Here is a 26404-nt window from a genome sequence, read left to right on the forward strand (position 1 = left end):
GTCCGGCTATCGACTGTACGGCCACGGCTGTGCTGTGGGCAGGCGCAGGCGTAGTGATGTGCAGCGCTCTGTCCGGTGGTGCTGGTGTGCGGTGGTACGCCCCGGTGGCCGGCGGGAGGTACCGCCGGCCGGCGGCGGTCAGTGTTTCGCGGGCAGGAAGCCCACCTTCTCGTACGTCTGGGAGAGGGTCTCCGCGGCGACCGCGCGCGCCTTCTCCGCGCCCTTGGCCAGGATCGAGTCCAGCGTCTCCGGGTCGTCCAGGTACTGCTGGGTCCGCTCCCGGAACGGTGTCACGAACTCGACGACGATCTCGGCGAGGTCCGTCTTGAGCGCGCCGTAGAGCTTGCCCTCGTACTGCTGCTCCAGCTCGGGGATGCCGGTGCCGGTCAGGGTCGAGTAGATGGTGAGCAGGTTGCTGACGCCCGGCTTGTTCTCGGCGTCGTAGCGGATGACGGTGTCGGTGTCCGTGACCGCGCTCTTGACCTTCTTGGCGGTGGCCTTCGGCTCGTCGAGCAGGTTGATGAGGCCCTTCGGCGTGGACGCCGACTTGCTCATCTTGATCGACGGGTCCTGAAGGTCGTAGATCTTCGCCGTCTCCTTGAGGATGTACGGCTTCGGGATCGTGAAGGTCTCGCCGAAGCGGCCGTTGAAGCGCGTGGCGAGGTCACGGGTCAGCTCGACGTGCTGGCGCTGGTCCTCACCCACCGGGACCTCGTTGGCCTGGTAGAGCAGGATGTCCGCGACCTGGAGGATCGGGTACGTGAACAGGCCCACGCTGGCGCTGTCGGCGCCCTGGCGGGCGGACTTGTCCTTGAACTGGGTCATGCGGGAGGCCTCGCCGAATCCGGTGAGGCAGTTCATGACCCAGGCGAGCTGGGCGTGCTCGGGGACGTGGCTCTGGACGAAGAGCGTGCAGCGCTCCGGGTCGAGGCCCGCGGCGAGGAGCTGCGCGGCGGCCAGGCGGGTGTTGCCCGTGAGCTCCTTCGGGTCCTGCGGAACTGTGATCGCGTGGAGGTCGACGACCATGTAGAACGCGTCGTGGGACTCCTGCAGAGCCACCCACTGGCGGACGGCGCCGAGGTAGTTGCCGAGGTGGAACGAGCCTGCGGTGGGCTGGATTCCGGAGAGCACGCGGGGTCGATCAGAGGCCATGCTCACCATTCTCTCAGGTGTCGGGGGCCGATCCGGAACCAGTCGGAAACAGATGTGCCACGGGTGGGAACCGATTGGGTCCGAGCGGTGTACCAATCGTGTGAGGACGCGGGAGGGGGGCCGCATCGTCGATGAGGCCGCGGTGATCGCACGCGTACGTGCCGGAGAGCCGGAGGCGTACGCGGAGCTGGTGCGGGCCCATACGGGTCTCGCCATGCGAGCGGCCGCCGCGCTCGGGGCGGGTGCGGACGCGGAGGACGTGGTACAGCAGGCCTTCGTCAAGGCGTACTGCGGGCTGGGCCGCTTCAAAGAGGGCTCGGCTTTCAAGCCGTGGTTCATGTCGATCGTGGCCAATGAGACGAGGAACACAGTGCGGACGGCGGCGCGCCAGCGCACGCTCGCCGGCCGTGAGGCGGCCTTCGCGGAGGCCGAGCCGCTGATACCGGAATCGGCGGACCCGGCGGTCGCAGCTGTGGAGATAGAGCGCCGCGCCGCGCTGGGGTCCGCGCTGGAGAAGCTGAGCGAGGAGCACCGTCTGGTCGTCACCTACCGCTATCTGCTGGAGATGGACGAGTCGGAGACGGCCCAGGCCCTGGGCTGGCCCCGGGGGACGGTGAAGTCCCGGCTGAACCGCGCGCTGCGCAAGCTCGGCAAACTGCTGCCGGATTTCGAGCCCCGGGAAGGGGGTGATGAGCGTGAGTGAGTCCTATGGCGGTGAGGGCTCGGGGGGAAGCGCGCGTGAGCGTGCGTCCCGGCTGCCCGAGGAGCTGCGGGCGCTCGGGCGTTCCCTGGACGCGCCGGGCGCGGGCGGGTCCGAGTCGATGGTGGAGCGGGTGCTGGAGCAGATACTCGCCGAGCGGCTGCCGGTCCCGGTTGCCCAGGCCTCGGGTCCCGGTGAGCGGCTGCGGGCGGTGCGGCGGTGGACGCGGATGCGGTGGCGTTCGCTGGCCGCGACCCTGTGCGGGCTGCTGGCGGTCCTCGCGCTCACGCCTCCGGTGCGGGCGGCGGTCCTGGACTGGTTCGACTTCGGCGGGGTCGAGGTGCGGTACGACCCGTCGGCGGTGCCCTCGCCCGGGGCCGAGGTGCCCGGCTGCGGCCGCTCGGTGTCGCTCGCGCAGGCCGAGCGGCGGGCGGGGTTCGAACCGCTGGTGCCGTCGGCGCTCGGCGCTCCGGATGTGGTGACGGTGACGGCCGAGCCGCGGGGGCGGTCCCTGGTGAGCCTGTGCTGGCGTGAGCGGGGGGACACCATCCGGCTGGACGAGTACCGGGCCCGTCTGGACATCGGCTTCGCCAAGAGTGTGCGGGAGCAGCCGGAGTGGCTCTCGCTGGACGGGGACTCCTCGGAGCTCGGTGGGGCCCAGGACACGGCTCTGTGGTTTCCGCGGCCCCACCTGCTGAGCTTCTGGCTGGTGGACGCGGCCGGCTCCCACTACACCCGCGAGCAGCGGACCGCCGGGCCGACGCTGCTGTGGATGCACGGGTCGGGTGTTCTGGACGTGCCGGACGTGACGCTGCGGCTGGAGGGGGTCGCGTCGAAGTCGCGGGCTGTGGAGATCGCCCAGTCCCTCGGCGAGCCGGGGCACGAGGGGGCCGAGAAGTCCGCGGATTAGTGCGCGCGGGGTGGGAACCCCGACGGGCCGGGCGGTGTACCAGAAGTGACACGCGGCTCGCGGACGGGCCGCACGGGGATCGTCTGTTGGGAGCCGGCATGAAGAGGCGTGTGGCTGGACCGAGGGGCCGCTGTCGTGAACTGGCAGCTGGATCAGGAGCGTTGGCGGTGGCGCTCGCGCTGACGGTGTGGGGTGCGCCCTCCGCGTCGGCGGGCGGACCGACGAGCGTGCTCGTGGTCTCGCCGGAGAGCGGGGAGACGGCGTCGCTCTACTACTCCGACGAGGAATACGGCGAGTTGCAGCGTCTGCTCGGCCCTCCGGGTGCGGGCGCCCGCACCAAGCCGCCCGAGGCGAATCTGCTCGCAGCCCGGCAGGTCAACGTCACTTGGATGGCGCACGACGTCTCACCGTGGCGACTGGACCAGGTCTTCCCGCTGGCCGACACGGACGAGGTGTGGATACACACTGCGGAGCACGTCCCCGAGTCGGTGAACGGTCACTGGCACCGCACAAAGAATCCACCCCAACTGCGCGCCCTGCTGAAGGACTTGGGGGTGATGGGCAAGGTCTCCGGCGAGGGCCATCCCATCTTCCCGGCGCCCGGGCAGGAGCCGGGGACAGACGCGGGGGCGGTGGCCACGGAGGCGTCCGTGGTGCCGTCCTCCACGGCGGACGACGGCACCGAGTGGTGGTGGGCGCTTCCGGGGCTTGCGGTCGGAGCCGTACTGGCGCTGGTGCTGCGGCCGTTCGCTCTGCGGATGCGAGGGGACCGTGTGCGCCGGGAGCGGGGGCCTCGGCAGGAACTGCGTGATCTGTGACGAAAGGAGGTGCCCGCGAGCTGGAGATAGCGAGGCTGATCGATCCAGGGGGATGGTCGTGCGGAGCAGACACACAGGGGTGCGGCTCGGGCCGCGCAGGGCGTTGGCAGCGCTGGCACCGGTGGTGGTGACGGTGACCGTGCTCGGGGCGCCGGCGGCTGCCTCGGCGACACAGCAGACGCGGGGAGCGGGCCTCGACCGGCCCGACCTGGCGCTGGTCGTCACCGGCGGATCGGGCCGGACGGAGGCCGTGCGTTCCGACGAGCCGTACTTCAGCCGCCTGTGGCAGCTGCTGCAGCCGATGTACCCGGGCACGGAGCGAGTGTCCGGCGCCTGGGAGGAGGGCCGGTATCCGGCGGTGCGGTTCACCGTCGTGTGGGGGCTGACGGGTGTCGGTGGCTGGCCCCGGACGGATTCGGCACCGGGGGGTGATGTGGCGGTGGCGCGGCAGGACCAGCTGTTCCTGACGGGGGACGGCACGCCGTGGGTGCGCTCGGATCCGGCGCCGGAGCGGGAGGACGACGACATCCGCTGGCACCGGGCGCCACGGGCGGTTTTCGATCAGCTGGACCGGGCGGGCCTGGTCGGCGGCCCCGGGGAGGCGCAGGACAAGGAGGGGGCCAAGAGTTCGACGAGCCCGGAGCATGGCGTGTGGTGGGCGGTGCCGGGGCTCGTCGTGGGATTCGCAGCGGGAGTCGGCGGCACTCGTCTGATACGCCGCGCGGCGGTCGGGCCAGGAGCCGGACCGCCGCGGGATGAGCCACGACAGGAACTCATCGATCTCTAGGAGTCACCGGTCTTTGACAACTCAAGAGAGGACGTGTGTCAGCCGAGGTCGATCTCCGGGTACAGCGGGAAACCGGCCACGAGGTCGGTGGCCCGGTGGGAGATCTCGTCCGCGACCTTCGGGTCCAGGATGTGCTGGGCCTTGGAGGGGGCGCCCTTGCTGGTGGTGCCGGGCTCCGTGGTGGTGAGGACACGGTCGATGAGACCGGCGACCTCGTCCATCTCGGCGGTGCCAAGGCCGCGGGTGGTCAGGGCGGGGGTGCCGATGCGGATGCCGGAGGTGTACCAGGCGCCGTTGGGGTCGGCCGGGATGGAGTTGCGGTTGGTGACGATGCCCGACTCGAGCAGGGCGGCCTCGGCCTGGCGGCCGGTGAGGCCGTAGGAGGAGGCGACATCGATCAGGTTGAGGTGGTTGTCGGTGCCGCCGGTGACCAGGGTGGCGCCGCGGCGCATCAGGCCCTCGGCCAGGGCGCGGGAGTTGTCGACGATCCGCTGGGCGTAGTCCTGGAAGGAGGGCTGACGTGCCTCGGCGAGGGCGACGGCCTTGGCGGCCATGACGTGCGGGAGCGGGCCGCCGAGGACCATCGGGCAGCCGCGGTCGACCTGGTCCTTGAGGGAGTCGTCGCACAGCACCATGCCGCCGCGCGGGCCGCGCAGCGACTTGTGGGTGGTGGTGGTGACGATCTGGGCGTGCGGGACCGGGTCGAAGTCGCCGGTGAGCACCTTGCCGGCGACGAGACCGGCGAAGTGCGCCATGTCGACCATGAGCGTGGCGCCGACCTCGTCGGCGATCTCGCGCATGATCCGGAAGTTCACCAGACGGGGGTAGGCCGAGTAGCCGGCGACGATGATCAGCGGCTTGAACTCACGGGCCGAGGCGCGCAGCGCGTCGTAGTCGACCAGACCGGTGGAGGGGTCGGTGCCGTAGGAGCGCTGGTCGAACATCTTGCCGGAGATGTTGGGTCGGAAGCCGTGGGTGAGGTGGCCGCCGGCGTCCAGGGACATACCGAGCATGCGCTGGTTGCCGAAGGCATGGCGGAGCTCGGCCCAGTCGGCGTCGGAGAGGTCGTTGACCTGGCGGACGCCGGCCTTCTCCAGGGCGGGGACCTCGACACGCTGGGCGAGGACGGACCAGAAGGCGACGAGGTTGGCGTCGATGCCGGAGTGCGGCTGGACGTAGGCGTGCCGGGCACCGAAGAGCTCCCTGGCGTGCTCGGCGGCCAGGGACTCGACGGTGTCGACGTTGCGACAGCCGGCGTAGAAGCGGCGGCCGACGGTGCCCTCGGCGTACTTGTCGCTGAACCAGTTGCCCATCGCGAGGAGGGTGGCCGGGGAGGCGTAGTTCTCGGAGGCGATCAGCTTGAGCATCTCGCGCTGGTCGTGGACCTCCTGGCCGATGGCGTCGGCGACGCGCGGCTCGACGGCTCGGATCACGTCGAGGGCGGCGCGGAAGGCCGTGGACTCGGTGGACAGGGGCTGCTGCTCTGACATGGCGGCCTCCGGGCTGCGTGGCTTGAAGCGGTCACGGATCACGGTTCGGCCCAGGCGCACGGCACTTGGTCATTCACAGGCCGCTCCCCGATGGTCCGTCCCATCCCAGCGCGCCAGTCACGGCCTGTCGGCCAGCCTACCGGGCACGTGGAACGGCCCCGGCGCGGCGTCCACCATGCGAGCGACAGGCTTCGAGGCCGGGGCAGGGGCCGGGGGCCTCGAAGCCGGGGCGGTGCAGACGTCAGAACAGCGCGTCGGCGAGGCGGTCGATCTGGTCGGCGTCCGAGGCCCAGCAGTAGAGCATCACCTCGTCGGCACCGATGCCGACGTAGGCGTCGGCGGCCTCGCGGATCTGCCCCGGTGTGGTGAGCAGGCCGGCCTCCATGTACGCGACGTGGCCGCTGAAGGCGTAGTAGTCGCGGAGGTTGCGGCGGGCCCGGTCCACGGTGTCGTCGGGGCCGAGAGCGACGTTCGCCTGGGCGACCAGGCGGGGGCGGCCGGGGCGGTCGTGTTTCTGCCAGGCCGTTTCCGCGGCGCGGAACAGGTTGGACATGAAGGAGGGCGGCAGGGCGGCGCCGAGGAAGCCGTCGCCGAAGCGGCCGACGCGTTCGAGGGCAGCGGGGGCGAAGCCGCCGAACAGTACCTCCGGGCCACCGGGGGTGGCGGGGACGGGGCCGATGGGGCCGATGCCTTCGCCGTACGGCTCTCCGGCCCAGGTGCGGCGGAGCAGGGTCATCTGTTCGTCGAGGCGGCGGCCCCGGCGGTGGAGGTCGGTGCCGGCGGCCAGGCAGTCGTCCTCGCGGCCTCCGACACCGATGCCGAGCGTGAAGCGGCCGCCGGAGAGGCGGTCGAGAGTGGCGGTCTGCTTCGCGAGCAGGGCGGTGTTGTGGAGAGGTGCGAGCAGTACCTCGGTCTGGACGCGGATGCGGGACGTGGCGCCGGCGAGGGTCGCAAGGGTGACGAGGGGCTCGGGGTTGTCGTAGACGAGGCGGTCGAGCAGGCCGAGGGTGCTGAAGGGGCTCGCGTCGGCGCGCCGGGCCCAGGTGAGCAGCTGCGCGGGGTCGTCGACGGGAAGGCCGAGGCCGATGTTCATGGGAGAGTCCTCCGGAGGGCATACGAGATCCGCCGGTCGGCCGGATCCGGTGCCGCCCCTCCGTGGTGTCGCGCGCTGTGCGCGGACCTGCTCCCGTTCTGCGGCGATGGTTCCAGAGAGCGTGTGCGTCAGAGTGTGGCGACCGTAACGCCCTCGAGCGGGGTGCAACAACGCGTTTTTCGCGGGCCGCCCACGGTCACGGCCTCGGGGACACAGATCGTGTCCGGCGGACAGCTGGAGATCAGTGAGCCTCTTCAGCGTTGCCGCTCCAGGGTGAGAATGGCTTTGGTGATTGACGTCATGCGGTGGGGGCTGCAGCGGGACCTGCGGCAGATCCGCCAGGACTTCAGGCAGGCCACGCCTCGTTCGACCGGTGCCCGTGCCGCGGCCAGAGCCCGGTTGACGGTCTTCTCGGCAGGGGTGAGTTCCCGCAGGGGCCTGCGTTTGATGTGCGTGGTCAGCCAGGGGCCACCCCCGGGTAGGCGAGATCGGCCAGGATGGGGACGCCCTGGCGACGAGCACCACGCCCGCCAGTTCGCGACCGAGTTCCTCAGCGGTGCCGAGGTCGGGGCCACGATCCGCCGCTACCTGGAGGTCAAGCGGGCCGCCGACCCCCTGCGGCACATCCCCGGCAACAAGCTGCCCCGCGAGCAGTGGCAGGCCATGTGGGACGCGGATGACGAGCTGGGCGACCTCTACCGGCGCCTCGACCGTGCCTGCGCCCTCATCTACCTGCAGGACGGCTACCGGCCCCAGCACCTGTACCACCTGGCCGAGGCCTACCGGGCTGGCAGGATCCTGCCGGATCCTCGCCAGCCCGCGCCGATGCCGGGCGACCTGCTCGTCGAGCACCACAACAGCCTGGGCGCCTCCCTCAAGCCGCTGTCGCGGATCCGGGCAGGCGAGCGCATCGAGGCCACGGTGACGTTCGCCGCGGTGAGGCGCTTCGCCGGGCATGTACGTCTGCTGCTGGAGAGCGACGACGGCGAGACCGCGCACGCCCGGGTGTCAGCCAGCCGCTTCACCGCGGCCGAGCAGTCCCTCGGCCGTCAGCACACGGTCGGCGACCAGGTGCTGGTGCGCGGCTACGTCGAGAAGGAGCCCGCTCTGCGCCCCGGTGCCCGCAGCGTCGACGTCTGCTCGATCCGGGCAGCGGCGTGAGCAGGGCCATCTCCCTGGTGCCCTCCGCCGCGCGCCACGCGCGGATGGCGGAGGACACCAGGTCCACCCGCTACCCGAATGGCGGGGGAGGGCAGGCGCTGCTGACCCGGTGGCGCGACGCCGACCTCGACTAGTCCGCCGACTCCGGCCGGGCCGGCCGCAACATCACCCGCCTGTGCCAGCGGCACCGAAAGGCCGCCGAGCCCGAGGCCGACGCCCACCTGGTCGACTACAGCGAGATCGTGGCCCGCTTCCCGCAGGTATACAGGCCGAACCTGCTGCGCCAGGAGTTGGACGAACTCGCCAAGGACTGCGAGCCGATCACCCGATACCTCGGGAGCAACGAGCACTGGCACCCCGAGGTCAACGAGGCCTTCGGCGTCCCGTACGCGACGGGAGCGGCAAGGGCCACGACGTCCTCCGCGTCCGCGCCTGGTATCGGAGCATCCTCATGGACGGTGACTCCCGCCCGCTCGAGGAGTTCCCGGACTGGGAAGCCGAGCACGGCCGCCTGGCCGCCGGTGACATCACGCCACCTCCACCTCCACCTCCACCTCCACCGACGCCGAACTCGACCGCTGGCCCGACTGCGAAGAGGAGAACGCCGCACGACAGGGGTGGCGCCTGCCTGCTGGGAGCACGGGAGGCCGCCGCCGCTCACCGGGAGCAGCTGCGCGACCGAGGCTGGGACCGGCTGGCGGTCGTAGGCGCCGACATCGCCGAATTGGTGAACTCGACGGACGCCGTGGACAAGAATCTGGGCGACCCGCCAGGAGCGCCTGCATCTGGTCACGGCCGCGATCGGCTGGGGCCGCAATGACAGCGAGATCGCCACCCGCGCCAGGGTGCCCCGTCGGGCGGTGCACGAACTCCGAGACACCGTGGCCGCAGCCCGCAGAAGTGGAGCGCGCCTGGGACTGCCGTTAACAGCCCCGGACACTGGATCATCGTCCCATCTGAAGCCCCGCCTCGTGCGGGGCTTCGGCCGTTGACCGGATCGTTCCCCGAGCCGGGAACAACGCGGCAGTTGCCGAAGACTCGTCGCAGCGTGCCGTCCTCAAATACTCGGCAGGGGTGCGGTTCAGTGGCTTCCCGGCTCGTACGACTCGGGCACCATAGTCGTCGAACGACGGCTCGTCGGACGCATCAAGCTGGGCGTACAGTCGCGCTCGCGTCGTCGGCCATCGGCACTCTCCCGTAGCCGGTCAGTTCGGGGGCACCCCGAGGAATCGCAGCACGGCGAGGACGCGTCGGTGGTCGGCGTCGGCGGCGGGCAGGCCGAGTTTGGCGAAGATGTTGTTGATGTGCTTGGCGACCGCGCTGTCGCTGACCACCAGTGCCTCGGCGATCCCCGCGTTGGAGCGTCCCTCGGCCATCAGCGCCAGCACCTCCCGTTCACGGGGCGTCAGCCGCTCCAACGGGTCGCTGTGGCGGCGCAGCAGCAACTGGGCGACGACCTCGGGATCCAGCGCCGTGCCGCCGTCCGCGACCCGCCGTACCGCGGCGATGAACTCCTCCACGTCGGCCACACGTTGCTTGAGCAGGTAGCCGACACCGTTGGTGTGGGCGGTCAGCAGATCGGCCGCGTACCGCTCCTCCACGTACTGCGAGAGCAGAACCACCGCCGTTTGGGGCCACTGGCGGCGGATCACCAGCGCGGCGCGCACTCCCTCGTCGGTGAAGGCCGGTGGCATGCGGACATCGACCAGGGCAAGTTCGGGCCGGTGTTGCTCGACCGCGGTCAACAGGGCGTCCGCGTCACCCACGTCGGCTGCGATCAGGAAGCCGGCCATCTCGAGCACCTTGACGAGCCCGACGCGCAGCAGCACCGAGTCTTCGGCGATCACAGCTCGCACGGCAGCTCCGCGGTGAGGGTGGTCGGGCCCCCGGCGGGGCTGCTGACACGGAACGTTCCGTCGACGGAGCCGACGCGTTTGGCCAGTCCGTTCAGCCCACTGCCGGCTGAGGCGTCGGCGCCACCGCTCCCGTCGTCGGTGACGTTCACGCGCAGCACCTTCCCGATCCGTTCGACGGTCACCTCCGCGCGGGTGGCGCGGGCGTGCTTGGTGACGTTGGTCAGTGCCTCGGAGACCACGAAATAGGCGACCGACTCCACGACGGGCGCTGCTCGCTCTCCGATGTCGACGCGCAGGCCTACCGGCAACGGTACCCGGGCGGCCAGGCCGGACAACGCAGCGTCCAGCCCCCGGTCTTCGAGGACCGCGGGGTGCAACCCGCGGACCAAGTCGTTGAGTTCAGCGATGGCCTCCTTCGCCTCGCGGTGCGCCTCGTCGATGGCGGTGCGGGCATCGTCCGGCAGGTCGGTGAGGGTTGCCCTGGCCAGTCCCAGATTGACCGCGAGGGAGACCAGGCGCTGCTGGGTGCCGTCGTGCAGGTCGCGTTCGATGCGGCGGCGCTCGCTGTCGACGGCTTCGATCAGGTCGGTGCGGCTCTCGGCCAGGTGCTCGACACGCTGCCGAAGCCGCTCGTTCCGGCTCGGCCCCAGCAGCGCCGGCGCGAGCCGGGCCTCGGTCCGGGCCGTCGCCCCGGCCAGCCAGGGTGCGCTGCACAGCAGCACGACGCCGCCGACGGTGCAGAAAACCGCCTGGTCCACCGGCAGCGCGTACGCGTACCCGAAGACGGTGGCGCCCGCCACCGCCGCGGCCCACGCCGCGAGCACGAGCAGTTCCATGGCAGCCAGCAACGGCCCGAGCAGGAGGTGGTATCCGACCTGTCGCCAGGTCTGGGCCGAGGACAGCCACCGCAGGGCACGCCTGGGCCACCATCGTTCCGGCGTCGGCGTCAGCCGGGGGACGTCCACACCGAGTAACGCTCGATAACGGTGTCGTTGAACAACGGTGAGCGCCGGAACGCCGGCGAGGAACAGCGCGAACGGTATCGGGACCACGGCCCACGCGTTCGCCTTCATGACGATGGTCACGCCCCAGACCCACTGCGACGCCAGGGCAAGGTGCAGCGGAATCCCGGCTGCCACGAAGCCGGTGTCCCGTCGCGCTCGAAGTAATGCGCGTCGCAGCGTCCGGAAACTCCTCATGACTCGACGGTAGAACGCCTGGTGACGCACATGCCATGCACCGTGCATCCGGATCGATGGTGAAGCCAGTGCCACCCCCAAGTCGGACCTTCGCGTTACCGACGCGCGCACCCGCCGCAGGAAAGCTTGTCCATGTAAGGCACACAAGCCCGCATCCGGGAGGAGACGCAGCCCCATGGCCCTCGTCGATTCGGCAGCTTGCGGCGCTGCGGACGCGCTGCCCGCGGCCATCGCGGACGTGCTCTTCTTGTCGCGCACCGCTGTGCTGCGAGAGCAAGGCACCATCGACAGGAGGCGGTGGCCCGGCTTGGCGTTGATCGGGTGCGGCCTCGCGCTGCTGCCCTGGCTGCTGGTGCTGGCGGCCGGGCTGCCCACCGCACCCAGCGTCCCGCACTGGTCGGCCGCGTGGGTGGGGCTGGATGCACTGGAGGCCCTGGGCCTCACCGCCACCGGAGCACTGCTGCTGCGCCGGGATCCTCGGTACCCGCTCACCGCGGCGGCAACCGCCGCGCTGCTGATCGTCGACGCCTGGTTCGACATCGTCACCTCTGCCCGCGGAGCCGAACTCGCCGCAGCGATCGCGATGGCCGCCGTCGCGGAACTACCGATGGCGGCCTTGTGCGTCGTGCTGGCCACCGCTTCCCGGCGCCCCGGCTTCCCCGGCCACGATCGTCCGCCCCACCATCGCCGACCCGATGTCACTGCGGGTGCTGCCGCCACGCCCCCGCCCACACCTCTGGAGGAGACCACGATGACCGAGCAACCCCCGACACCGGCAAAACGCCCCCAGCCCGCCGAGCGCCCGGAAGGCGGGGGCGAGAACGCCATCGTGGACCTGTTCGTCGAACGGCTCGGGGACCGGATCGACGACCGCGTCGCCGCGTCGTTCGACGAGTTGTGCGCCGAGCGGCTGGCGGAGCCCGGCCCTCTTCAGCGAGCTGTGGTCCGCGACCGAAGGGCGGAGCTCAGGGTCCTGTTCCTCTCACTGATCCTCGGCACCGCGGCAACAACCTTCACTCCCGGCGGGACCACCGCACTGCTCATCTCCTGGGCCGGACTGGTGGTCCTCAACCTCGCCTACCTCTTCCGCCCACGCTGACACCCGACTCGGTCCGTCCCCGGAGGCTCACACCGGCCGACGCGCCGTCGCCCACCCGTGCGGTGAGGGGCAGGCCCTCCCGTCCGCGCCGGGTGAGGCGGTCGAGGTCCTCGTCGACCGGCGGGGCGCCGCCACGGAGTCGGCGTCGACAGCCTCATGACCAGGTACCGTCAGCGGCCGGCACTGCCGCGAGGCCGTCTTGCAGATCCTTGACGACATACTCGGGGACCTCCAGCGACGGGAAAATGTCCCCCGGCTTCAGGTGCCCTCCATCGGACGATCCGTCGGAACCGCTCCTGTGCCCAGGCACGCGGACACTTCTCGATGTCGCGCGGGTACACACTGACGACGAGGGGCTTCGCCACGTCACCTCACCTCACCTGACCAGCCTGTTTCACTCCTGTTTCACTCCTCAGACCCCAGGATTAGGGAGGTTCGGTGAGAGCCGGTCCGAAACCAACCCGCCCCTCACCGCCTCCCCTAAGGTCACTTCGTGCTCTTTGGAATGGTGTGTGCTCTAGGTGCCTCCGTGTGTTTCGGGACGGCCACCGTGCTGCAGGCGATGGCGGCGCGGGCGGCGGACACGGGCGGTCGCGACGGCGAGGGGACGGCGTTCGCGGTGACGCTGTTCCTGGGGGCGGTGCGACAGTGGCGGTATCTGGCGGGGCTGGCGCTGGACGGGGTGGGGTTCCTGCTGCAGATCGCCGCGTTGCGGTCGGTCCCGATCTACGCGGTGGGCGCGGCGCTCGCGTCGAGTCTCGCGGTGACCGCGGTGGTGTCGGCACGGCTGCTGCGGGTCCGGCTGAGCGGGGGCGAGTGGGGTGCCGTCGGGGTGGTGTGCGCGGGGATGGCGCTGCTGGGGATCGCGTCCGGGACGGAGGGCGACCGGGGCGGGCCGTCGGCCTTGAAGTACGCGATGCTCGCAATGGCGCTGGCCGTGCTGGGGCTCGCGCTGCTCGGTGGGCGACTGCCGGAGCGGGGACGGGCGTTGGCGCTCGGACTGGGGGCCGGGTTCGGCTTCGGGGTGGTCGAGGTGGCGGTGCGCCTCATCGACTCGCTCGCGCCGTCGGCGCTGCTGGCCAACCCGGCGACGTACGCGCTCCTCATCGGCGGTGGTGCGGCCTTTCTGTCGCTGACCTCGGCGCTGCAGCGGGGGTCGGTGACCACGGCGACCGCCGGGATGGTGATCGGGGAGACGATCGGGCCGGCGCTGGTGGGGGTGGTGTGGCTCGGGGACCGTACCCGGGAGGGGCTGGCGTGGGTGGCGGTGCTGGGTTTCGCCGTGGCCGTCGCGGGGGCGTTGGCGCTGGCCAGGTTCGGGGAGGCCCCGGAACATTCCGCCCCGCATTCCCCTTCCCGGATTCCGTAAGGGGTTGCTTCAGTTAATTCCGGTACAGCTCGACAGACTGAGCCATGCCGACCGAAAGACCGATAAAGAGTCACGATCCGGACAGTCGAAAAAAGCTTCGTTGAATATTTGAACGTGCTGTGAAGGCCTTGCGTATACGACGGCGTGAGCAGTAATCCCGTCACCGTCACCGTGGCCTATCACGTGGTGCCGGGCCGTGAGGCCGACTTCCACTCCTGGGGGTGGGCCATGCTGGCCGCGAGTGCGCAGCAGCCGGGGTTCCTTGGAGGTGGCGTTCTTGTCGACCAAGAGGCGGATTGGCATGTGGTCTATCGCTTCGCCAGCGAGGGAACGGCCCGGGCCTGGGAGGATTCGGCCGTCCGGACCCAGTGGGACAACCGGGCGGCGGGCTTCGCCCGGCAGACGGAGCGCAGGAGCGTGCGGGGCTCCAAGACGTGGTTCGACTCGCAGACCACCACACCGAAGCCGCCCGCCCCGCCGGCGAAATGGAAACTGTGGTTCGTGAACATGAGCGCGGTTTTTCCACCTGTGCTTCTGTTCAATCTGATCGTTCTTCCTTATCTCGGCGGACTCAATCCGCTCGTCCGCACGCTGCTGTTGTGCCTGTGTGTGACGGCTCTCGTCACCTGGATTCTCATGCCCCGGCTTCAGCGTTTCCTCAGGAAATGGCTGTATCCGCCGCTCCAGGCACTTCGCGGACGGCACAAAAGACGGACCGCATAGGTCCGGAACGAACCGAGGGAGGTGGGCGGGTGAAGACCCTGCTCATCGACAATTACGACTCGTACACGTACAACCTGTTCCAGCTGATCGCCGAGGTCAACGGCGAGGAACCGGTCGTCGTCCTCAATGACGCGGTCGGCGCGCTTCCCGATCTCGGGGCAAACCTCGCGGGATTCGACAATGTCGTCGTCTCGCCCGGACCCGGGCACCCGGCCGAGCCGCGCGACTTCGGACTGAGTACCGCCGTGCTCGCCGAGTCGCCGATTCCCGTGCTGGGCGTCTGTCTGGGACACCAGGGCATCGCGCTCGGCGAGGGCGGCCGGGTGGGATCCGCCCCGGAGCCGCGGCACGGTCATCTGTCGACGGTCCGGCACGACGGACGGGACCTTTTCCGGGGGCTGCCGCAGGACTTCACCGCGGTCCGCTACCACTCGCTGGCCGTGTCCGAGCCGCTCCCGCAGGCGCTGGAGGCCACCGCCTGGGCCGAGGACGGCGTGCTGATGGGACTCAGACACCGCAGCCGGCCGCTGTGGGGCGTGCAGTTCCATCCGGAGTCCGTGCTCACCGACTACGGCCACCGCATGCTCGTCAACTTCCGCAATCTCACTGCGGAACGGGCCCGCAGAACGCGTACGAAGAACACCGCGGTGCCCCCGCCCGATGCGGTGATCCCCCGGCCCGCGCGGGTCGTCCCGCGCCCTCGGCCGGCCGCGCCCGCCTACCGTCTGCACACTCGGCGCATCGCCGGCGCGGTCGACACCGAGGCCGCCTTCACCCGGATGTACGCGGCGTCGAGGCGGGCGTTCTGGCTGGACAGCGCGCTGGTCGAGGACGGGCGTTCGCGGTTCTCGTTCTTCGGTGACGACAGCGGTCCGCTCGCGGAGTTCGTCCGGTACGACGTCGAGAGCGGAAGGTGCGAGATCGAGCGGGCCGGGCGGCCGACGAGGAAGGTCGCGGCGAGCGTCTTCGACTATCTCGGCCGGCAGTTGACGAGCCGCCGGGTGGACGGCGCCGGGCTGCCCTTCGACTTCACCGGCGGCTATGTCGGCTACTTCGGCTACGAGATGAAGGCCGACTGCGGCTCACCGAACCGGCACACCTCCGAGGTCCCGGACGCCTGCTGGCTGTTCGCCGACCGGTTGATCGCCGTGGACCATCTGAAGGGGTTCACCTACGCGGTCTGCCTGGCCGAGGACACCCCGCAGGCCGCGCGGGAGGCCGAGGACTGGCTGGAGAGCACGCTGGCCCAGCTGACCTTCGTCGCCACCGAGCCGGACCCGACGGCGATACCCGCGCTGCCGACACCCACGGGGCTCACCGACCCCGACCTCGACTCCGATATCGGCGCCGCCGAGCCCTGGCTGGTGCGGGACCGGGCGACCTATCTCGCCGACATCGAGTCCTGCAAACGCGAGTTGCGGGCGGGCACGAGCTACGAGGTCTGTCTGACGAACGCGGCCCGGTTACCCGCCCCGCCGGACGCGTACGAGTTCTACCGGGTGCTGCGCCGGGTCAACCCGGCCCCCTACGCGGCGTTCCTGAGGTTCGGGGACGTCGACGTGGCCGGTTCCTCCCCCGAGCGGTTCCTGCGGATCACCCGGGACGGGATCGCCGAGGCCCGGCCCATCAAGGGCACCGCGCCGCGCGGGGCCGGACCGGAGGAGGACGCCCGGCTGCGGGACGCACTGGCCTCGGACGCCAAGACGCGCGCCGAGAACCTGATGATCGTCGACCTGCTCCGCAACGACCTGGGGCGGGTGTGCCGGACCGGGTCGGTGCGGGTGACCCGGCTGATGGCCACGGAGACGTACGCCACCGTGCATCAGCTCGTGTCCACCGTGGAGGGGCGGCTGCGGGAGGGGACCGACGCGGTGGAGTGCGTGCGGGCCTGTTTTCCCGGTGGCTCGATGACCGGGGCGCCGAAGCTGCGCACGATGGAGATCATCGACTCCCTGGAGACCGAGGCCCGCGGGGTCTACTCCGGCGCCCTCGGCTATCTGGGGTGCGGCGGGGGCGCGGATCTCAACATCGTCATCCGTACGGCCGTGTTCGCCGACGGGCTGATGCAGCTGGGCGCCGGAGGCGCGATCGTCCTCGACTCCGATCCGGTCGCCGAGTACGACGAGATGCTGCTGAAGACGGCGGCGCAGATGAGGGCGCTGCACCTGCACACCGCGGAGCGGACGGCGGAGCAGCGGCGGCACACAGCCGTCCGCGCCGACGCCCGCGGAGGGCACACGGCCACCGAGGAGCCGGTCCGATGACGACTGCGCAGCCCGTGCTGCCCTCGGCCGGCTTCGAGGCCCCCGGCAATCTCGCCGCTCAGCTCGCCGATCTCGCCGAGCGGCGCGGCTGGGCGGACCGGCCCGCCTTCCACCAGGGCCACCGGGCCTGGACCCACGGCGAGGTGCACGCGCTCGCGGCCCGGGCAGCCACCGTGCTCGCCGGTCACGGCACCCGGCCGGGTGACCGGGTGGTGCTGGCGTTGCCGGACGGGATCGCCTGGGTGACGGCCTTCCTGGCCGTCGCGCGCCTCGGGGCCGTCGCCGTCCTCGTCAACCCCGAACTCCCCGCGGCCGACCACGCGTTCATGGCCGCGGACGCCGACGTCGCGCTGTGTGTGACGGGGCCGGGTCTGGAGGACCGGTTCGCCGAGCGGCCCCGGCTCGGTGCCGACCAGCTGCTCGCGCTCACCGCCTCCGCCGAGCCGGCCCCCGCCCACCGGGTCGACGCGCACACGCCGTTGTACGTCCAGTACACGTCGGGCACCACGGGCCGTCCCAAGGGGGTCGTGCACACACACGGCGACCCGAAGGCGTACCACGACCTCATCGGCCGGCGGCTGCTGCGGATCGGCCAGGAAGACGTCGCTCTGTCGGTGTCGAAGCTGTATTTCGCCTACGGCTTCGGCAACGCCTTCGTCTTCCCGCTGTTCTCCGGCTCCTCCGCCGTACTCGTGGACCGGCGCCCGACCCCGGCCGCCGTGGACGAGCTCGTCGCCCGGCACCGGGTGACCCTGCTGTACTCCGTGCCGTCGGCGTACGCCGCGCTGGTGGCCGACCGGGGCAGCGGACACGAGGCCTGCTTCGCCTCGGTGCGGGCCGCGGTGTCGGCCGGCGAGGGCCTGCCGGAGGGGCTCGGCGGACAGGTCACCGAGCTGCTCGGTGCGCCGGTGCTGGAGCAGATCGGCTCCACCGAGGCCGGTCACGCCTTCTGCGCCAACAGCTTCGGCCACAACCGTCCGGGCACCGTCGGCCGCCCCGTGCCCGGCTTCGAGGTGGAGGTGCGCGACCGCGCCGGTCACCCGGTCCCGGACGGTACGCAGGGCGAACTGTGGGTGCGCGGCCCGACGGTGACGCCCGGCTATCTCAACCGGCCCGAGGAGACCGAACGCACCCTGGTCGGTGGCTGGCTGGCCACCCGTGACCGGGCGGTCCGCGAAGCCGACGGCACGTACCGGCACCTGGGCCGCGCCGACGACATGGAGATGGTCGGCGGCATCACCGTCTCCCCGCTGGAGGTGGAGGCCGTACTGCGCACCCACCCGGCGGTGAAGGAGGTCGCGGTCGTGGCCGTCACCGACGGGAGGGGGGTCGGCCGGCTGCGGGCGTTCGTCGTCCCCGTCGCCCCGGTCCCCGACGGACGTCTCCAGGAGGACCTGCTCGGCCTGGCCCGCGCACAGCTGGCCGCCTTCAAGGTGCCCAGAAGCGTGAGCCTGGTCCCGTCGCTCCCCCGCACGCCGACCGGCAAGCTCCGCCGCCACCTGGTCCGCCGGGGCGCCTGGTGACCGACCACGGCAAGGACACCCCACAGGCACCGCACCAGCACCGTAGCCGCACCGCAGAGAGGAACGGCCCCATGCGAGAGCAGCAACCCCCCTTCACCGACCGGGGTTTCTACCTGGGCCCGGTGTTCCGCCGGGCAGCCGACCGGCACGGCGCCGTCTTCGTGACCCTGGACCGGCCGCTGGACACCCATCCCGCACTCGGTGTCGATCTGACCTACGCGGCGTTGGCAGAGGTCGTCGAGGATCTGTCCGGACGCCTGTGGGAGGCGGGGGTGAGGCCGTCGGAGCAGGTGGTCGTCCACAAGACGGACAACGTCGACATCGTGCTGCTGACCTGCGCGGTCTCCCGTATCGGCGCGGTGCCCGTGCTGCTCTCCCCCGGGCTGGCCGGTGAGGTGGTCGGGGAGTTGATCGAGCGGCTCAGGCACCCGTGGCTGGTCACCGACCGGGCCAAGCTGGAGGGGCCGCTGATGGGGGTCGGTCTCCGGGTGCGGCAGGTCCTCGCCGTGGACGACGCGCCGGGCGCCGGGCGCCTGGAGAAGTACGCCGGCACCGAGCCCCCGCCGCCCGTACGCCTCCATCCCCGCGAGCCGGCGCTGATCACCCACAGTTCCGGCACCACCGGCCTGCCCAAACTCGCCGTGCACTGCGCGAACACCATGTGGAACCGGCTCGTACCGCAGAAGGCGATGGGCTGGCCGACGCGCGGGGAGACCGCGGCGCTGCACATGTCGTTCGTGCACTCGCGCTTCTACCATCTGCTCGGCGTCCTGCTGCACTTCGGCAGCCCGCTGCTGCTGATCACCGACCCGGACCCGGCCGCCGTGGGACCGCTCCTGACCAGGCACCGGCCGGGCATCGTGGAGACCCACCCCAATACGTTCGTACTGTGGGAGGAGTTGGCCGACGCGCCCGGTGCCCCGCTGTCGCGGGTGCGGTCCTACGGCTCGACGTTCGACGCGATCCACCCGCGCACGGTACGGCGGCTGCTGGGCGCCTCGAAGCGCCGTTCGCCCTGGCTGATCCAGCTGTACGGGCAGAGCGAGACGGGTCCGGTCGCCTTCCAGTGCTTCACCCGGCGCAGTGCCGCACGCGCGGACGGGCGGCGGGTCGGGATCGGCATACCCGGCTTCACCCGCGTGCGTGTGACGGGGCCGGGCGGTGAGCGGGTCGCCGCCGGGACGAGCGGCCGGATCGAGGCCCGTACCCGGGGCCGCATCCTCACCTACCTCGGCATGCAGGACCGCTACGACCGTCAACTCAACGACGGCTGGTGGGAGATGGGCGACATGGGCTACCGCAGTCGCCTCGGCACCCTGCATCTGATCGACCGGGAGATCGACCGGATCGACTCGGTGCACAGCAATCTGGAGGTCGAGGACACCCTGATGGAGCGTCTGGAGGAGCTCCGGGAGGTCGTCATCGTGCCGGGTGCGGACCGGGAGCCGGTGCCGGTGGTGTGCGTGCGCGGGGAGCGGCCGCTGGATCTCGGGCGCTGGCGGGAGGCGACGGCGGACCTGCCGGCGATGGCCGAGCCGCGGCAGTGGCGGTTCGAGGAGCTGCCGATGACCGCGACCTGGAAGGTGAAGCGGGTCGAGATCACCCGGATGCTCGCGGAGGGTGCGCGCGCGTGACACCGGTCGTGGTGGTCGGCGCCGGCCCCGTGGGGTTGTCGGCGGCGCTCGCGCTGCGGGCGCGCGGGCGGGAGGTCGTGCTGCTGGAGGCGGAGCCGAAGGACCGTGAAAGGCCCGGCAGCCGAGCCCTGTTCGTGCATCGCGAGACGCTCGCGCTGCTCGACGGGATGTGTCCGGGACTGGCCGACGAGATCACCGCGTACGGGCAGACCTGGCGCACCCGGCGGACCCTCTACCGGGGGCGCGAGGTGTACTCCCGCACCTATCCGCCGAAGGAGGGCCCGCCGCCCTTCACCAGCCTGCGCCAGGTGGACACCGAGCGCTTCCTGCGGGCCGCGTGTGAGCGGGCGGGTGTGGAGTTCGTGTGGGACTCACGGGTGCTGGACGTCCGTACGACGGCGACCGGGGTCCGGCTGAGCTGCGGCGACGGCCGGGAGTGGAGCTGCGCGTACGCCGTCGCCGCCGACGGTGCCCGGTCCGCCGTGCGGGGCGCGCTGGGCATCGCCATGGAGGGCGAGCGGGGCGAGGGCTTCCATGTGGTCGTCGACGTGGCCCACACCCCCGGTGCCGACCCGGCACCCGAGCGGATCTTCCACTACGAGCATCCGGGCACCGGGGGGCGCAGTGTGATGCGGGTGCCCTTCACCGGGGGCTTCCAGGTCGACCTGCAGTGCCGGGACGACGACGCCGAGGAGGAGTTCGGGACCGAGGAGGCGGTACGGCGATGGCTTCCGGCGGTGGTGGGCGAGGGGTACGGCGAGCGGATCCTGTGGGTGTCGACGTACCGCTTTCTGCGCAAGGTGGCCGCCTCGTTCACCGATCCGCACCGGCGGGTGCTGCTCGTCGGGGAGGCGGCGCATCTGTTCCCGCCGTTCGGGGCGCGGGGCATGAACAGCGGCATCGCGGACGCGGCGGCCGCGGCGGAGGCCATCACCGGCGGGACGATCGAGGCCTTCGCCGACGTACGGCGGTCCGCGGCGCTGTTCAACAGTGCCGCCGCCGGGGCCGCGCTGGACCATCTGCGGCCCCGGCGCCGGATCGTCCGGGCCCGTCAGCGGGCGGCGGCGGCGCTCGCGCCGGTGCTGCCGTGGTGCGGCTCGTGGCTGGAGCACGCGCCGTACGGGCCACGGCACGGAGCGCCGGTGAACGCCGGCCGCAAGTACTGAGGAAGGAGCGGCTGTGACACAACCGGTCATTGTGGAGGGGCTGTCGGCGTGGTCACCGGCCCGTGGGCTGACCCCTGCCGCGGAGCCGACGACACCCCTGCTCGTCGCGGACTCCTGGCTGGTGCGGGACGGCAGGGTGCGCGGGCTCGAACGCCACCGGGAGCGGTTCCTGCGGACCTGCGGCGAGGTGGGCGGGCCTCCGCTGCGCCGGCTGCTGGAGTTCTGGCGGGACATGACCGACGCGCTGCCCCGTACGGGCGAGTGGTTCCCCCGCGTCGAACTCGCTGCCGGTTCCCTGGAGTTGCGGCTGCTGCTGCGGCACGCTCCCCCGCTCGGGACCGGCGTCGGGGTCTGGGCGACCGGCCAGGCCGATCCACGGACCGTGCCCCGCCGCAAGGGACCGGACCTCGGTGCCCTCGCCCGGGTGCGCGAGCGGGCGTCCGGTGCGGGCGCGGAGGAGGCGGTACTGGTCGCGCCCTCCGGCTCCGTGCTGGAGGCGGCCACCGCCAGCGTGCTGTGGTGGGAGGACGACACCCTGTGCCTGCCTCCGCCCCGGCTGCCGGTCCTGCCCGGGGTGACCGTCGCGCTCGTCCAGGAGCGGGCCCGGCGCGAGGGCATCCCCGTCGCCCACCGCGAGCGGACCGTGGCCGGGCTGGACGGCCGTGAGGTGTGGCTGGTGAACGCGCTGCACGGAATCCGGCCGGTGACGGGGTGGATCGGAGGGCCGTTGCGGGCGGCACCGGTGCAGCGCGCCCCGGAATGGCGGGCGTGGCTGGACAGCCTCATGGAGCCGTTGCCGAGCAGGTGAATTCGCTACCTGAAAATGCGCCGGACCATATGCGGTCCGGCGCATTCAAAGATGCCTGAATTCAATTCTTCGGCGTCGGTTGATAACCCCCCGGCACCATGCGCGTGGCAATGGCGATCCGGTTGTACGCGTTGATGACGGTCGCCGCCCAGATCAGTGCCGCGATCTGCGTCTCGTCGAAGACCTCCGCGGCCTCGGCGTAGACCGCGTCCGGCACCTGACCGTCGTGCACCAGGGTCACGGCCTCGGTCAACGCCAGTGCGGCGCGCTCGCGTCCGGTGAAGAAGGGGGTCTCCCGCCAGGCGTTCAGGGCGTAGATCCGCTGCTCGGTCTCGCCCGCCGCACGGGCGTCCTTGGTGTGCATGTCGAGGCAGAACGCACAGCCGTTGATCTGCGAGGCGCGGATCCGGATCAGTTCCAGGAGTTCCGGTTCGACCTTGGCGTCGTGGGCCGTGGAAACGGCGGCGGCGTGCAGGGAGCCCATCGCCGCCGACACGTCGGGGGTGCTTTTCTTCAGGGCCACACGGGATATGGATGCACTGTTGTTCATGGGGCGACTCTATCCACGCGACCGTATTCGGGAATGGGGAACAGCTGAAATGATCGGCGTTATTCGGGCAGCACCGCGCACAGCGCCTCCAGCGCTGTCGACCAGGCGTGGTCAGGCGGTGTCCCGTAGCCCACGACGAGCGCGTCGCGCCGCTCGACGCCGGCCTCGGGGTGCTGGTAGCGGTGCAGCCCGTGGACCGCGAGGCCCTGCCAGGCCGCCGCCCGCAGCGCCGACTGCTCGGTGCCCGGCGGGAGCCGCAGCACCACGTGCAGGCCGGCCGCGATCCCCGTGGCGTGGACCCTCGGGGCGCGCCGCGCGAGCTCGGCGACCAGGGCGTCGCGGCGGCGCCGGTAGCGCAGTCGGGCGGCGCGCACATGACGGTCGTAGGCACCGGAGACGAGGAACTCGGCGAGGGTCAGCTGGTCGAGGGAGCCGCAGGAGTCGATGCCGCCCTTGGCGGCCAGCACCTCCTCCATGAGGCCGGGCGGCAGCACCAGCCAGCCCAACCGGAGGCCGGGGGCGAGGGACTTGCTGGCCGTGCCCGCGTGGACGACGTGGTCGGGGTCCAGGCCCTGGAGGGCGCCGACGGGCTGGCGGTCGTAGCGGAACTCGCCGTCGTAGTCGTCCTCGACGACCAGGCCGCCGGTGCGGCGCGCCCACTCGACGACGGCCGCCCGCCGGTCGCGGTGCAGGGTGCCGCCCATCGGGAACTGGTGGGCGGGGGTGAGCAGCACCGCGTCCTGGTCGGTCAACTCCCCCGGGTCCGTGCCGCGTTCGTCGAACGGCAGGGGCACGGTCCGCAGACCGGCGGCCGCGAGCAGGTTCCAGTGCACGTCGAGGCCGTACGACTCCACGGCGACCGTGCGGGCGCCCCGGGCCCGCAGCACCGCGCCGAGGAGGCGCAGGCCGTGCGAGAACCCGGCGCAGACCAGGATGTGTTCGGGGTCGGCGCGTACCCCGCGGGCGCGGGAGAGGTAGCCGGCGAGGGCAGTGCGCAGTTCGATGCGGCCGCGCGGGTCGCCGTAGTCGAGTGCCTGGTAGGGGGCGGTGGCGAGGGCGCGACGGGCGGCCTTGAGCCACTGCGCGCGTGGGAAGGAGGCCAGGTCGGGGGTGCCCGGGACGAGGTTGTGGGTGGGGCGCCCGGGTGCGCGGGGCCGAGGTGGGGTGCCGGTCGGCGGGACGACCGTACGTTCTGCGACGCGGGTGGCCGAGCCCTGGCGGGCGGTGAGCCAGCCCTCGGCGACCAGGTCGGCGTAGGCGTCGGCGACGGTGTTGCGGGCGATGCCGAGGTCGGCGGCGAGGGCGCGGGAGGAGGGCAGTCGGGTGCCGGGCGCGAGGCGGCCGGTGCGGACGGCCTCGCGCAGGGCGTCGGTCAGGCCCCGCCGGACGCCTCCTCCGGTGGGTTCCAGGTGCAGGTCGACGCCGAAAGTGGCCCAGGGTTTCGCCATGGAAGTGGACCATACTCCTGGGCTGCCTGGCTCCTAGGGTCGAGGCATGACCACAGAGGAAACCGTCCCGTACGCCCCCGAGCACGCCCCCCGTCTGTCCTGGGCCCAGCACGCCCCCGAGGTCTACAAGGCGATGCTCCGCCTCGACACGGCCGCCCGGCGCGGCCTGGACCCCCGGCTGCTGGAGCTGGTGAAGATCCGCGCCTCGCAGCTCAACCACTGCGCGTTCTGCCTCGACATGCACTCCAAGGACGCCCTCGCAGCCGGTGAGAGCGTCGAGCGGATCATCCAGCTCGGCGCGTGGGAGGAGTCACGGCACTTCTACACGGAGAAGGAGGCCGCGGCCCTCGAACTGACCGACGCGGTCACGGTCCTCACCGACGGCTTCGTGCCGGACGAGGTGTACGACCACGCGGCCAAGCACTTCGAGGAGGCCGAGCTGGCCCAGCTGATCGCCGCGATCACGGTGATCAACGCGTGGAACCGGTTCGGCGTGTCCTGCCGTATGGTCGCGGGCCACTACGAGGCGGGGCAGCACCAGTGAGCCGTACGGAGGTCCTCGACCGCGAGGTCGGCCGGGCTCTGTCCGCGCTCAGCGCCGCCGCGAAACGAGGGCTCGGCGACCCCGCCCTCGCCGAACTCGTCGTCATCCGGGCCTCGCAGCTCAACCACTGCGCCTTCTGCCTGGACATGCATCTCGGGATCGCCCGCGAGCACGGGGTGAGCGAGAAGCAGCTCGACCTGCTGGCCGCCTGGGAGGAGGCGGAGGGCGTCTTCGACGAGCGGGAGCGGGCCGCGCTCGCGCTGACGGAGGCGGTGACCGTCCTGACGGAAGGGTTCGTGCCGGACGACGTGTGGGCCACCGCCGCCGAGCAGTTCGACGACGGGCAACTCGCCCATCTCATCGGTCTGGTCGTCGCCATCAACAACTGGAACCGGGTGATGGTCGGTCGCCGGATCCCGCCCGGAGGTTACCGGCCGTGAGGAAGGTGGAGGTCTTCCGCGCCCTGCACCGCAGTCGCCTCCCGGGCGATCCGCTGGTGCTGCCGGGCCCCTGGGACGCCCTCAGCGCCCGGGTGTGCGAGGAGGCCGGGTTCCCGGCGCTCGCCACGCCCAGCGCGGGGATCGCGGCCGCGCTCGGACACCAGGACGGGTCCACGCCGGCCGACGAGATGTTCGCCGCGGTGGCGCGCATCTCCGGAGCCGTGCGCATCCCCGTGTCGGCGGACGTCGAGGGCGGGTACGGGCTGACGCCGAAGGAGCTGGTGGAGCGGCTGCTGGAGGCGGGTGCCGTGGGCTGCAACCTCGAGGACTCCCGCCAGGGTGTCCTCAAGGACCCGCGCGAGCACGCCGAGTGGCTCGCCGAGGTGCGGTACGCGGCCGGTGACCAGCTGTTCGTCAACGCCCGCGTGGACACGTTCTCGTACGGCGACGGCGATCCCGAACGGGCCATCGAGCGGGCCGCGTTGTACGTCGCCGCGGGCGCCGACTGCGTCTACCCGATCGGCGCCCCGGTGGGCGTGCTCCCCCTGCTGCGGTCCGGTATCCAGGGGCCGGTCAACATGTTCGGCCGCCTGGACGGCGAGGGCCCCTCGCCCACCGAACTCGGTGAACTCGGGGCCACTCGCGTCACGTTCGGACCGGGCCTTCAGCGCTGGGCTGCCCTGGCGCTTCAGGGGAAGGCAACCGAACTGCGGAAACAGTGATCAGGACAGCCACGCCCTCCACGTGGACTCGTGGCCGTCCACCCACTTCTTCCCCGCCTCCTCCGGTGTCAGCTTCTGGTCGGCGATCATCAGGGAGACCTGGTTCTGGTCCTCGGTCGTCCACTTGAACTTCTTGAGGAAGGCCGCCGCCTTGCCGCCGGACTTGGCGAAGTCCGTGTTGAGGTACTTCTGGAGCGGGGTGTGCGGATAGGCGCAGGCGACCTTCGCCGGGTCCGCGTCGCAGCCCTCCTTGTAGGCGGGCAGCTTCACCTCGGTCATGGGGACCTTCTCGAACAGCCACTGGGGGGCGTACCAGTAGGTCAGGAAGGGCTTCTTCTCCTTGGCGAACTGCCTCATCTGGGTGATCTGCGCGGCCTCCGAACCGGCGAACACCACCTGGTAGTCCAGGTCCAGGTTCTTCACCAGCGCCTTGTCGTTGGTGACATAGGACGGGGAGCCGTCCATCAGCTGGCCCTTGCCGCCGCTCTCCGCGGTGCGCAGCTGCGAGGCGTACTTGTTGAGGTTCTTCCAGTTCGTGACGTCCGGGTGCTGTTTGGCGAAGTACGTCGGGACGTACCAGCCGATGTGCCCGGTCACACCGAGTCCACCGCCCGCCGTGATCGTCTTCTTGTCCTTGACGTACCGCTGTTCCTGCTCGGGGTGGCCCCAGTCCTCCAGGATGGCGTCGACCCGGCCCTGGCTGAGCGCGTCCCAGGCGGGGACCTCGTCGACCTGGACGGTGTCGACGCGGTATCCGAGCTTGTGCTCGAGGAGGTACTGGGCCACGGCCACGTTGGCCTGCGCGCCGACCCACGACTGGACGGACAGGGTCACCGACTTGGCGCCCTGCGCGTTGGCGAAGGGCGAGGCCTGCTTGGTCATGTCGGCGGCGCCGCAGCCGGTGAGCAGCAGCAGGGCACCGCCCGCCGCGATCGCACGTACTCGCAT

General features: G+C 71.4%; 25 protein-coding genes, 2 pseudogenes and 1 riboswitch. Of the genes and pseudogenes, 17 read left to right on the top strand and 10 right to left on the bottom strand.

All coding sequences use genetic code 11. From position 1 onward, the window contains the following. Positions 1-138: 138 nt before the first annotated feature. Positions 139-1152, bottom strand: coding sequence for a tryptophan--tRNA ligase (trpS, locus tag AQJ46_RS07380; RefSeq protein WP_057608143.1), 1014 nt, complete (start codon positions 1150-1152; stop codon positions 139-141). A gap of 142 nt (positions 1153-1294) precedes the next feature. Between trpS and AQJ46_RS07385 the strand changes: the two genes are divergently transcribed. From AQJ46_RS07385 to AQJ46_RS07400, 4 genes are all read left to right on the top strand, one after another. Continuing rightward, positions 1295-1855: an RNA polymerase sigma factor gene (locus tag AQJ46_RS07385; RefSeq protein WP_225887265.1), complete on the top strand. Its 561-nt coding sequence runs from the start codon at positions 1295-1297 to the stop codon at positions 1853-1855. After that, positions 1848-2762: a hypothetical protein gene (locus AQJ46_RS07390; RefSeq protein ID WP_059205137.1), complete on the top strand. Its 915-nt coding sequence runs from the start codon at positions 1848-1850 to the stop codon at positions 2760-2762. The genes AQJ46_RS07385 and AQJ46_RS07390 overlap by 8 nt, the downstream gene beginning before the upstream one ends. A gap of 167 nt (positions 2763-2929) precedes the next feature. Then, complete coding sequence (locus AQJ46_RS07395) at positions 2930-3580, top strand: hypothetical protein (protein ID WP_059204805.1); 651 nt, start codon at positions 2930-2932, stop codon at positions 3578-3580. 139 nt (positions 3581-3719) lie between these two features. Continuing rightward, positions 3720-4367 (top strand): hypothetical protein, encoded by a 648-nt coding sequence (locus AQJ46_RS07400; protein WP_059205138.1) that lies wholly within the window; start codon positions 3720-3722, stop codon positions 4365-4367. A gap of 38 nt (positions 4368-4405) precedes the next feature. Here AQJ46_RS07400 and AQJ46_RS07405 read toward each other — a convergent pair whose 3' ends face one another. From AQJ46_RS07405 to AQJ46_RS51870, 3 genes and pseudogenes are all read right to left on the bottom strand, one after another. After that, positions 4406-5857 carry a glycine hydroxymethyltransferase gene (locus tag AQJ46_RS07405; RefSeq protein ID WP_059205139.1) on the bottom strand — a complete coding sequence of 484 codons (1452 nt, stop codon included), beginning with the start codon at positions 5855-5857 and terminating at the stop codon, positions 4406-4408. Positions 5858-5898: 41 nt separating this feature from the next. Next, positions 5899-5988: riboswitch (ZMP/ZTP riboswitch) on the bottom strand. Positions 5989-6098: 110 nt separating this feature from the next. Beyond that, positions 6099-6950 (bottom strand): LLM class flavin-dependent oxidoreductase, encoded by an 852-nt coding sequence (locus AQJ46_RS07410; protein ID WP_059204806.1) that lies wholly within the window; start codon positions 6948-6950, stop codon positions 6099-6101. Positions 6951-7204: 254 nt separating this feature from the next. Continuing rightward, positions 7205-7476, bottom strand: a pseudogene (locus tag AQJ46_RS51870) (transposase family protein); the annotation flags it as partial. Positions 7477-7613: 137 nt separating this feature from the next. Between AQJ46_RS51870 and AQJ46_RS51875 the strand changes: the two are divergent. Further along, positions 7614-8111 (top strand): hypothetical protein, encoded by a 498-nt coding sequence (locus tag AQJ46_RS51875; protein WP_079072167.1) that lies wholly within the window; start codon positions 7614-7616, stop codon positions 8109-8111. Next, on the top strand, positions 8108-8245 hold the full coding sequence (locus AQJ46_RS55365) for a hypothetical protein (protein ID WP_159063999.1): 138 nt from the start codon (positions 8108-8110) through the stop codon (positions 8243-8245). The genes AQJ46_RS51875 and AQJ46_RS55365 overlap by 4 nt, the downstream gene beginning before the upstream one ends. 1071 nt (positions 8246-9316) lie before the next feature. On the opposite strand, the gene AQJ46_RS07425 is transcribed toward AQJ46_RS55365, so the two are convergent. Together AQJ46_RS07425 and AQJ46_RS07430 are read right to left on the bottom strand one after the other, a co-directional pair. After that, the gene (locus AQJ46_RS07425; protein ID WP_059204809.1) at positions 9317-9967 is read right to left on the bottom strand and encodes a LuxR C-terminal-related transcriptional regulator; all 651 of its coding nucleotides are present in this window, start codon (positions 9965-9967) and stop codon (positions 9317-9319) included. Further along, a complete protein-coding gene (locus AQJ46_RS07430; protein WP_059204810.1) occupies positions 9955-11166 on the bottom strand; it encodes a sensor histidine kinase in 1212 nt (403 codons plus the stop codon). Before AQJ46_RS07430 ends, AQJ46_RS07425 begins: the two co-directional genes overlap by 13 nt. A gap of 175 nt (positions 11167-11341) precedes the next feature. Here AQJ46_RS07430 and AQJ46_RS54100 point away from each other — a divergent pair, with 175 nt between their 5' ends. Further along, positions 11342-12265 carry a hypothetical protein gene (locus tag AQJ46_RS54100; RefSeq protein ID WP_059204811.1) on the top strand — a complete coding sequence of 308 codons (924 nt, stop codon included), beginning with the start codon at positions 11342-11344 and terminating at the stop codon, positions 12263-12265. Between the two features lie 154 nt (positions 12266-12419). Here the strand turns inward: AQJ46_RS54100 and AQJ46_RS51885 are convergent. Then, a pseudogene (locus AQJ46_RS51885) lies at positions 12420-12606 on the bottom strand (epoxide hydrolase); the annotation flags it as partial. A gap of 164 nt (positions 12607-12770) precedes the next feature. Here AQJ46_RS51885 and AQJ46_RS07440 point away from each other — a divergent pair. From AQJ46_RS07440 to AQJ46_RS07470, 7 genes are all read left to right on the top strand, one after another. Continuing rightward, the gene (locus tag AQJ46_RS07440; RefSeq protein ID WP_059204812.1) at positions 12771-13634 is read left to right on the top strand and encodes a hypothetical protein; all 864 of its coding nucleotides are present in this window, start codon (positions 12771-12773) and stop codon (positions 13632-13634) included. 144 nt (positions 13635-13778) lie between these two features. Further along, positions 13779-14357: a hypothetical protein gene (locus AQJ46_RS51890; RefSeq protein ID WP_079072168.1), complete on the top strand. Its 579-nt coding sequence runs from the start codon at positions 13779-13781 to the stop codon at positions 14355-14357. 29 nt (positions 14358-14386) lie between these two features. Beyond that, positions 14387-16621: an aminodeoxychorismate synthase component I gene (pabB, locus tag AQJ46_RS07450; protein WP_079072169.1), complete on the top strand. Its 2235-nt coding sequence runs from the start codon at positions 14387-14389 to the stop codon at positions 16619-16621. Next, positions 16618-18144, top strand: coding sequence for a benzoate-CoA ligase family protein (locus AQJ46_RS07455; protein WP_059204814.1), 1527 nt, complete (start codon positions 16618-16620; stop codon positions 18142-18144). The genes pabB and AQJ46_RS07455 overlap by 4 nt, the downstream gene beginning before the upstream one ends. A 71-nt stretch (positions 18145-18215) precedes the next feature. Further along, entirely contained in the window at positions 18216-19778 is a 1563-nt protein-coding gene (locus AQJ46_RS07460; protein WP_059204815.1) for a class I adenylate-forming enzyme family protein, read from the top strand. Beyond that, positions 19775-20944: an FAD-dependent oxidoreductase gene (locus AQJ46_RS07465; protein WP_059204816.1), complete on the top strand. Its 1170-nt coding sequence runs from the start codon at positions 19775-19777 to the stop codon at positions 20942-20944. The genes AQJ46_RS07460 and AQJ46_RS07465 overlap by 4 nt, the downstream gene beginning before the upstream one ends. Positions 20945-20957: 13 nt before the next feature. Then, complete coding sequence (locus AQJ46_RS07470; protein WP_059204817.1) at positions 20958-21752, top strand: aminotransferase class IV; 795 nt, start codon at positions 20958-20960, stop codon at positions 21750-21752. Between the two features lie 61 nt (positions 21753-21813). Here the strand turns inward: AQJ46_RS07470 and AQJ46_RS07475 are convergent, their stop codons facing one another. Both AQJ46_RS07475 and pdxR read right to left on the bottom strand, forming a co-directional pair. Continuing rightward, the gene (locus AQJ46_RS07475) at positions 21814-22302 is read right to left on the bottom strand and encodes a carboxymuconolactone decarboxylase family protein (RefSeq protein ID WP_107117220.1); all 489 of its coding nucleotides are present in this window, start codon (positions 22300-22302) and stop codon (positions 21814-21816) included. Between the two features lie 59 nt (positions 22303-22361). Then, the gene (pdxR, locus tag AQJ46_RS07480) at positions 22362-23750 is read right to left on the bottom strand and encodes a MocR-like pyridoxine biosynthesis transcription factor PdxR (RefSeq protein ID WP_059204818.1); all 1389 of its coding nucleotides are present in this window, start codon (positions 23748-23750) and stop codon (positions 22362-22364) included. Between the two features lie 46 nt (positions 23751-23796). Between pdxR and AQJ46_RS07485 the strand changes: the two genes are divergently transcribed. From AQJ46_RS07485 to AQJ46_RS07495, 3 genes are read left to right on the top strand one after another with little or no spacing between them, the layout of a single operon-like run. Further along, the gene (locus AQJ46_RS07485) at positions 23797-24294 is read left to right on the top strand and encodes a carboxymuconolactone decarboxylase family protein (RefSeq protein WP_059204819.1); all 498 of its coding nucleotides are present in this window, start codon (positions 23797-23799) and stop codon (positions 24292-24294) included. After that, on the top strand, positions 24291-24734 hold the full coding sequence (locus AQJ46_RS07490; RefSeq protein ID WP_059204820.1) for a carboxymuconolactone decarboxylase family protein: 444 nt from the start codon (positions 24291-24293) through the stop codon (positions 24732-24734). Before AQJ46_RS07485 ends, AQJ46_RS07490 begins: the two co-directional genes overlap by 4 nt. Further along, positions 24731-25456 (top strand): isocitrate lyase/PEP mutase family protein, encoded by a 726-nt coding sequence (locus AQJ46_RS07495; protein ID WP_059204821.1) that lies wholly within the window; start codon positions 24731-24733, stop codon positions 25454-25456. The genes AQJ46_RS07490 and AQJ46_RS07495 overlap by 4 nt, the downstream gene beginning before the upstream one ends. On the opposite strand, the gene AQJ46_RS07500 is transcribed toward AQJ46_RS07495, so the two are convergent. After that, the gene (locus AQJ46_RS07500; protein WP_059204822.1) at positions 25457-26404 is read right to left on the bottom strand and encodes an ABC transporter substrate-binding protein; all 948 of its coding nucleotides are present in this window, start codon (positions 26402-26404) and stop codon (positions 25457-25459) included. It abuts the gene before it with no gap.

Source organism: Streptomyces canus, assembly GCF_001514145.1.
Lineage (GTDB): Bacteria > Actinomycetota > Actinomycetes > Streptomycetales > Streptomycetaceae > Streptomyces > Streptomyces canus.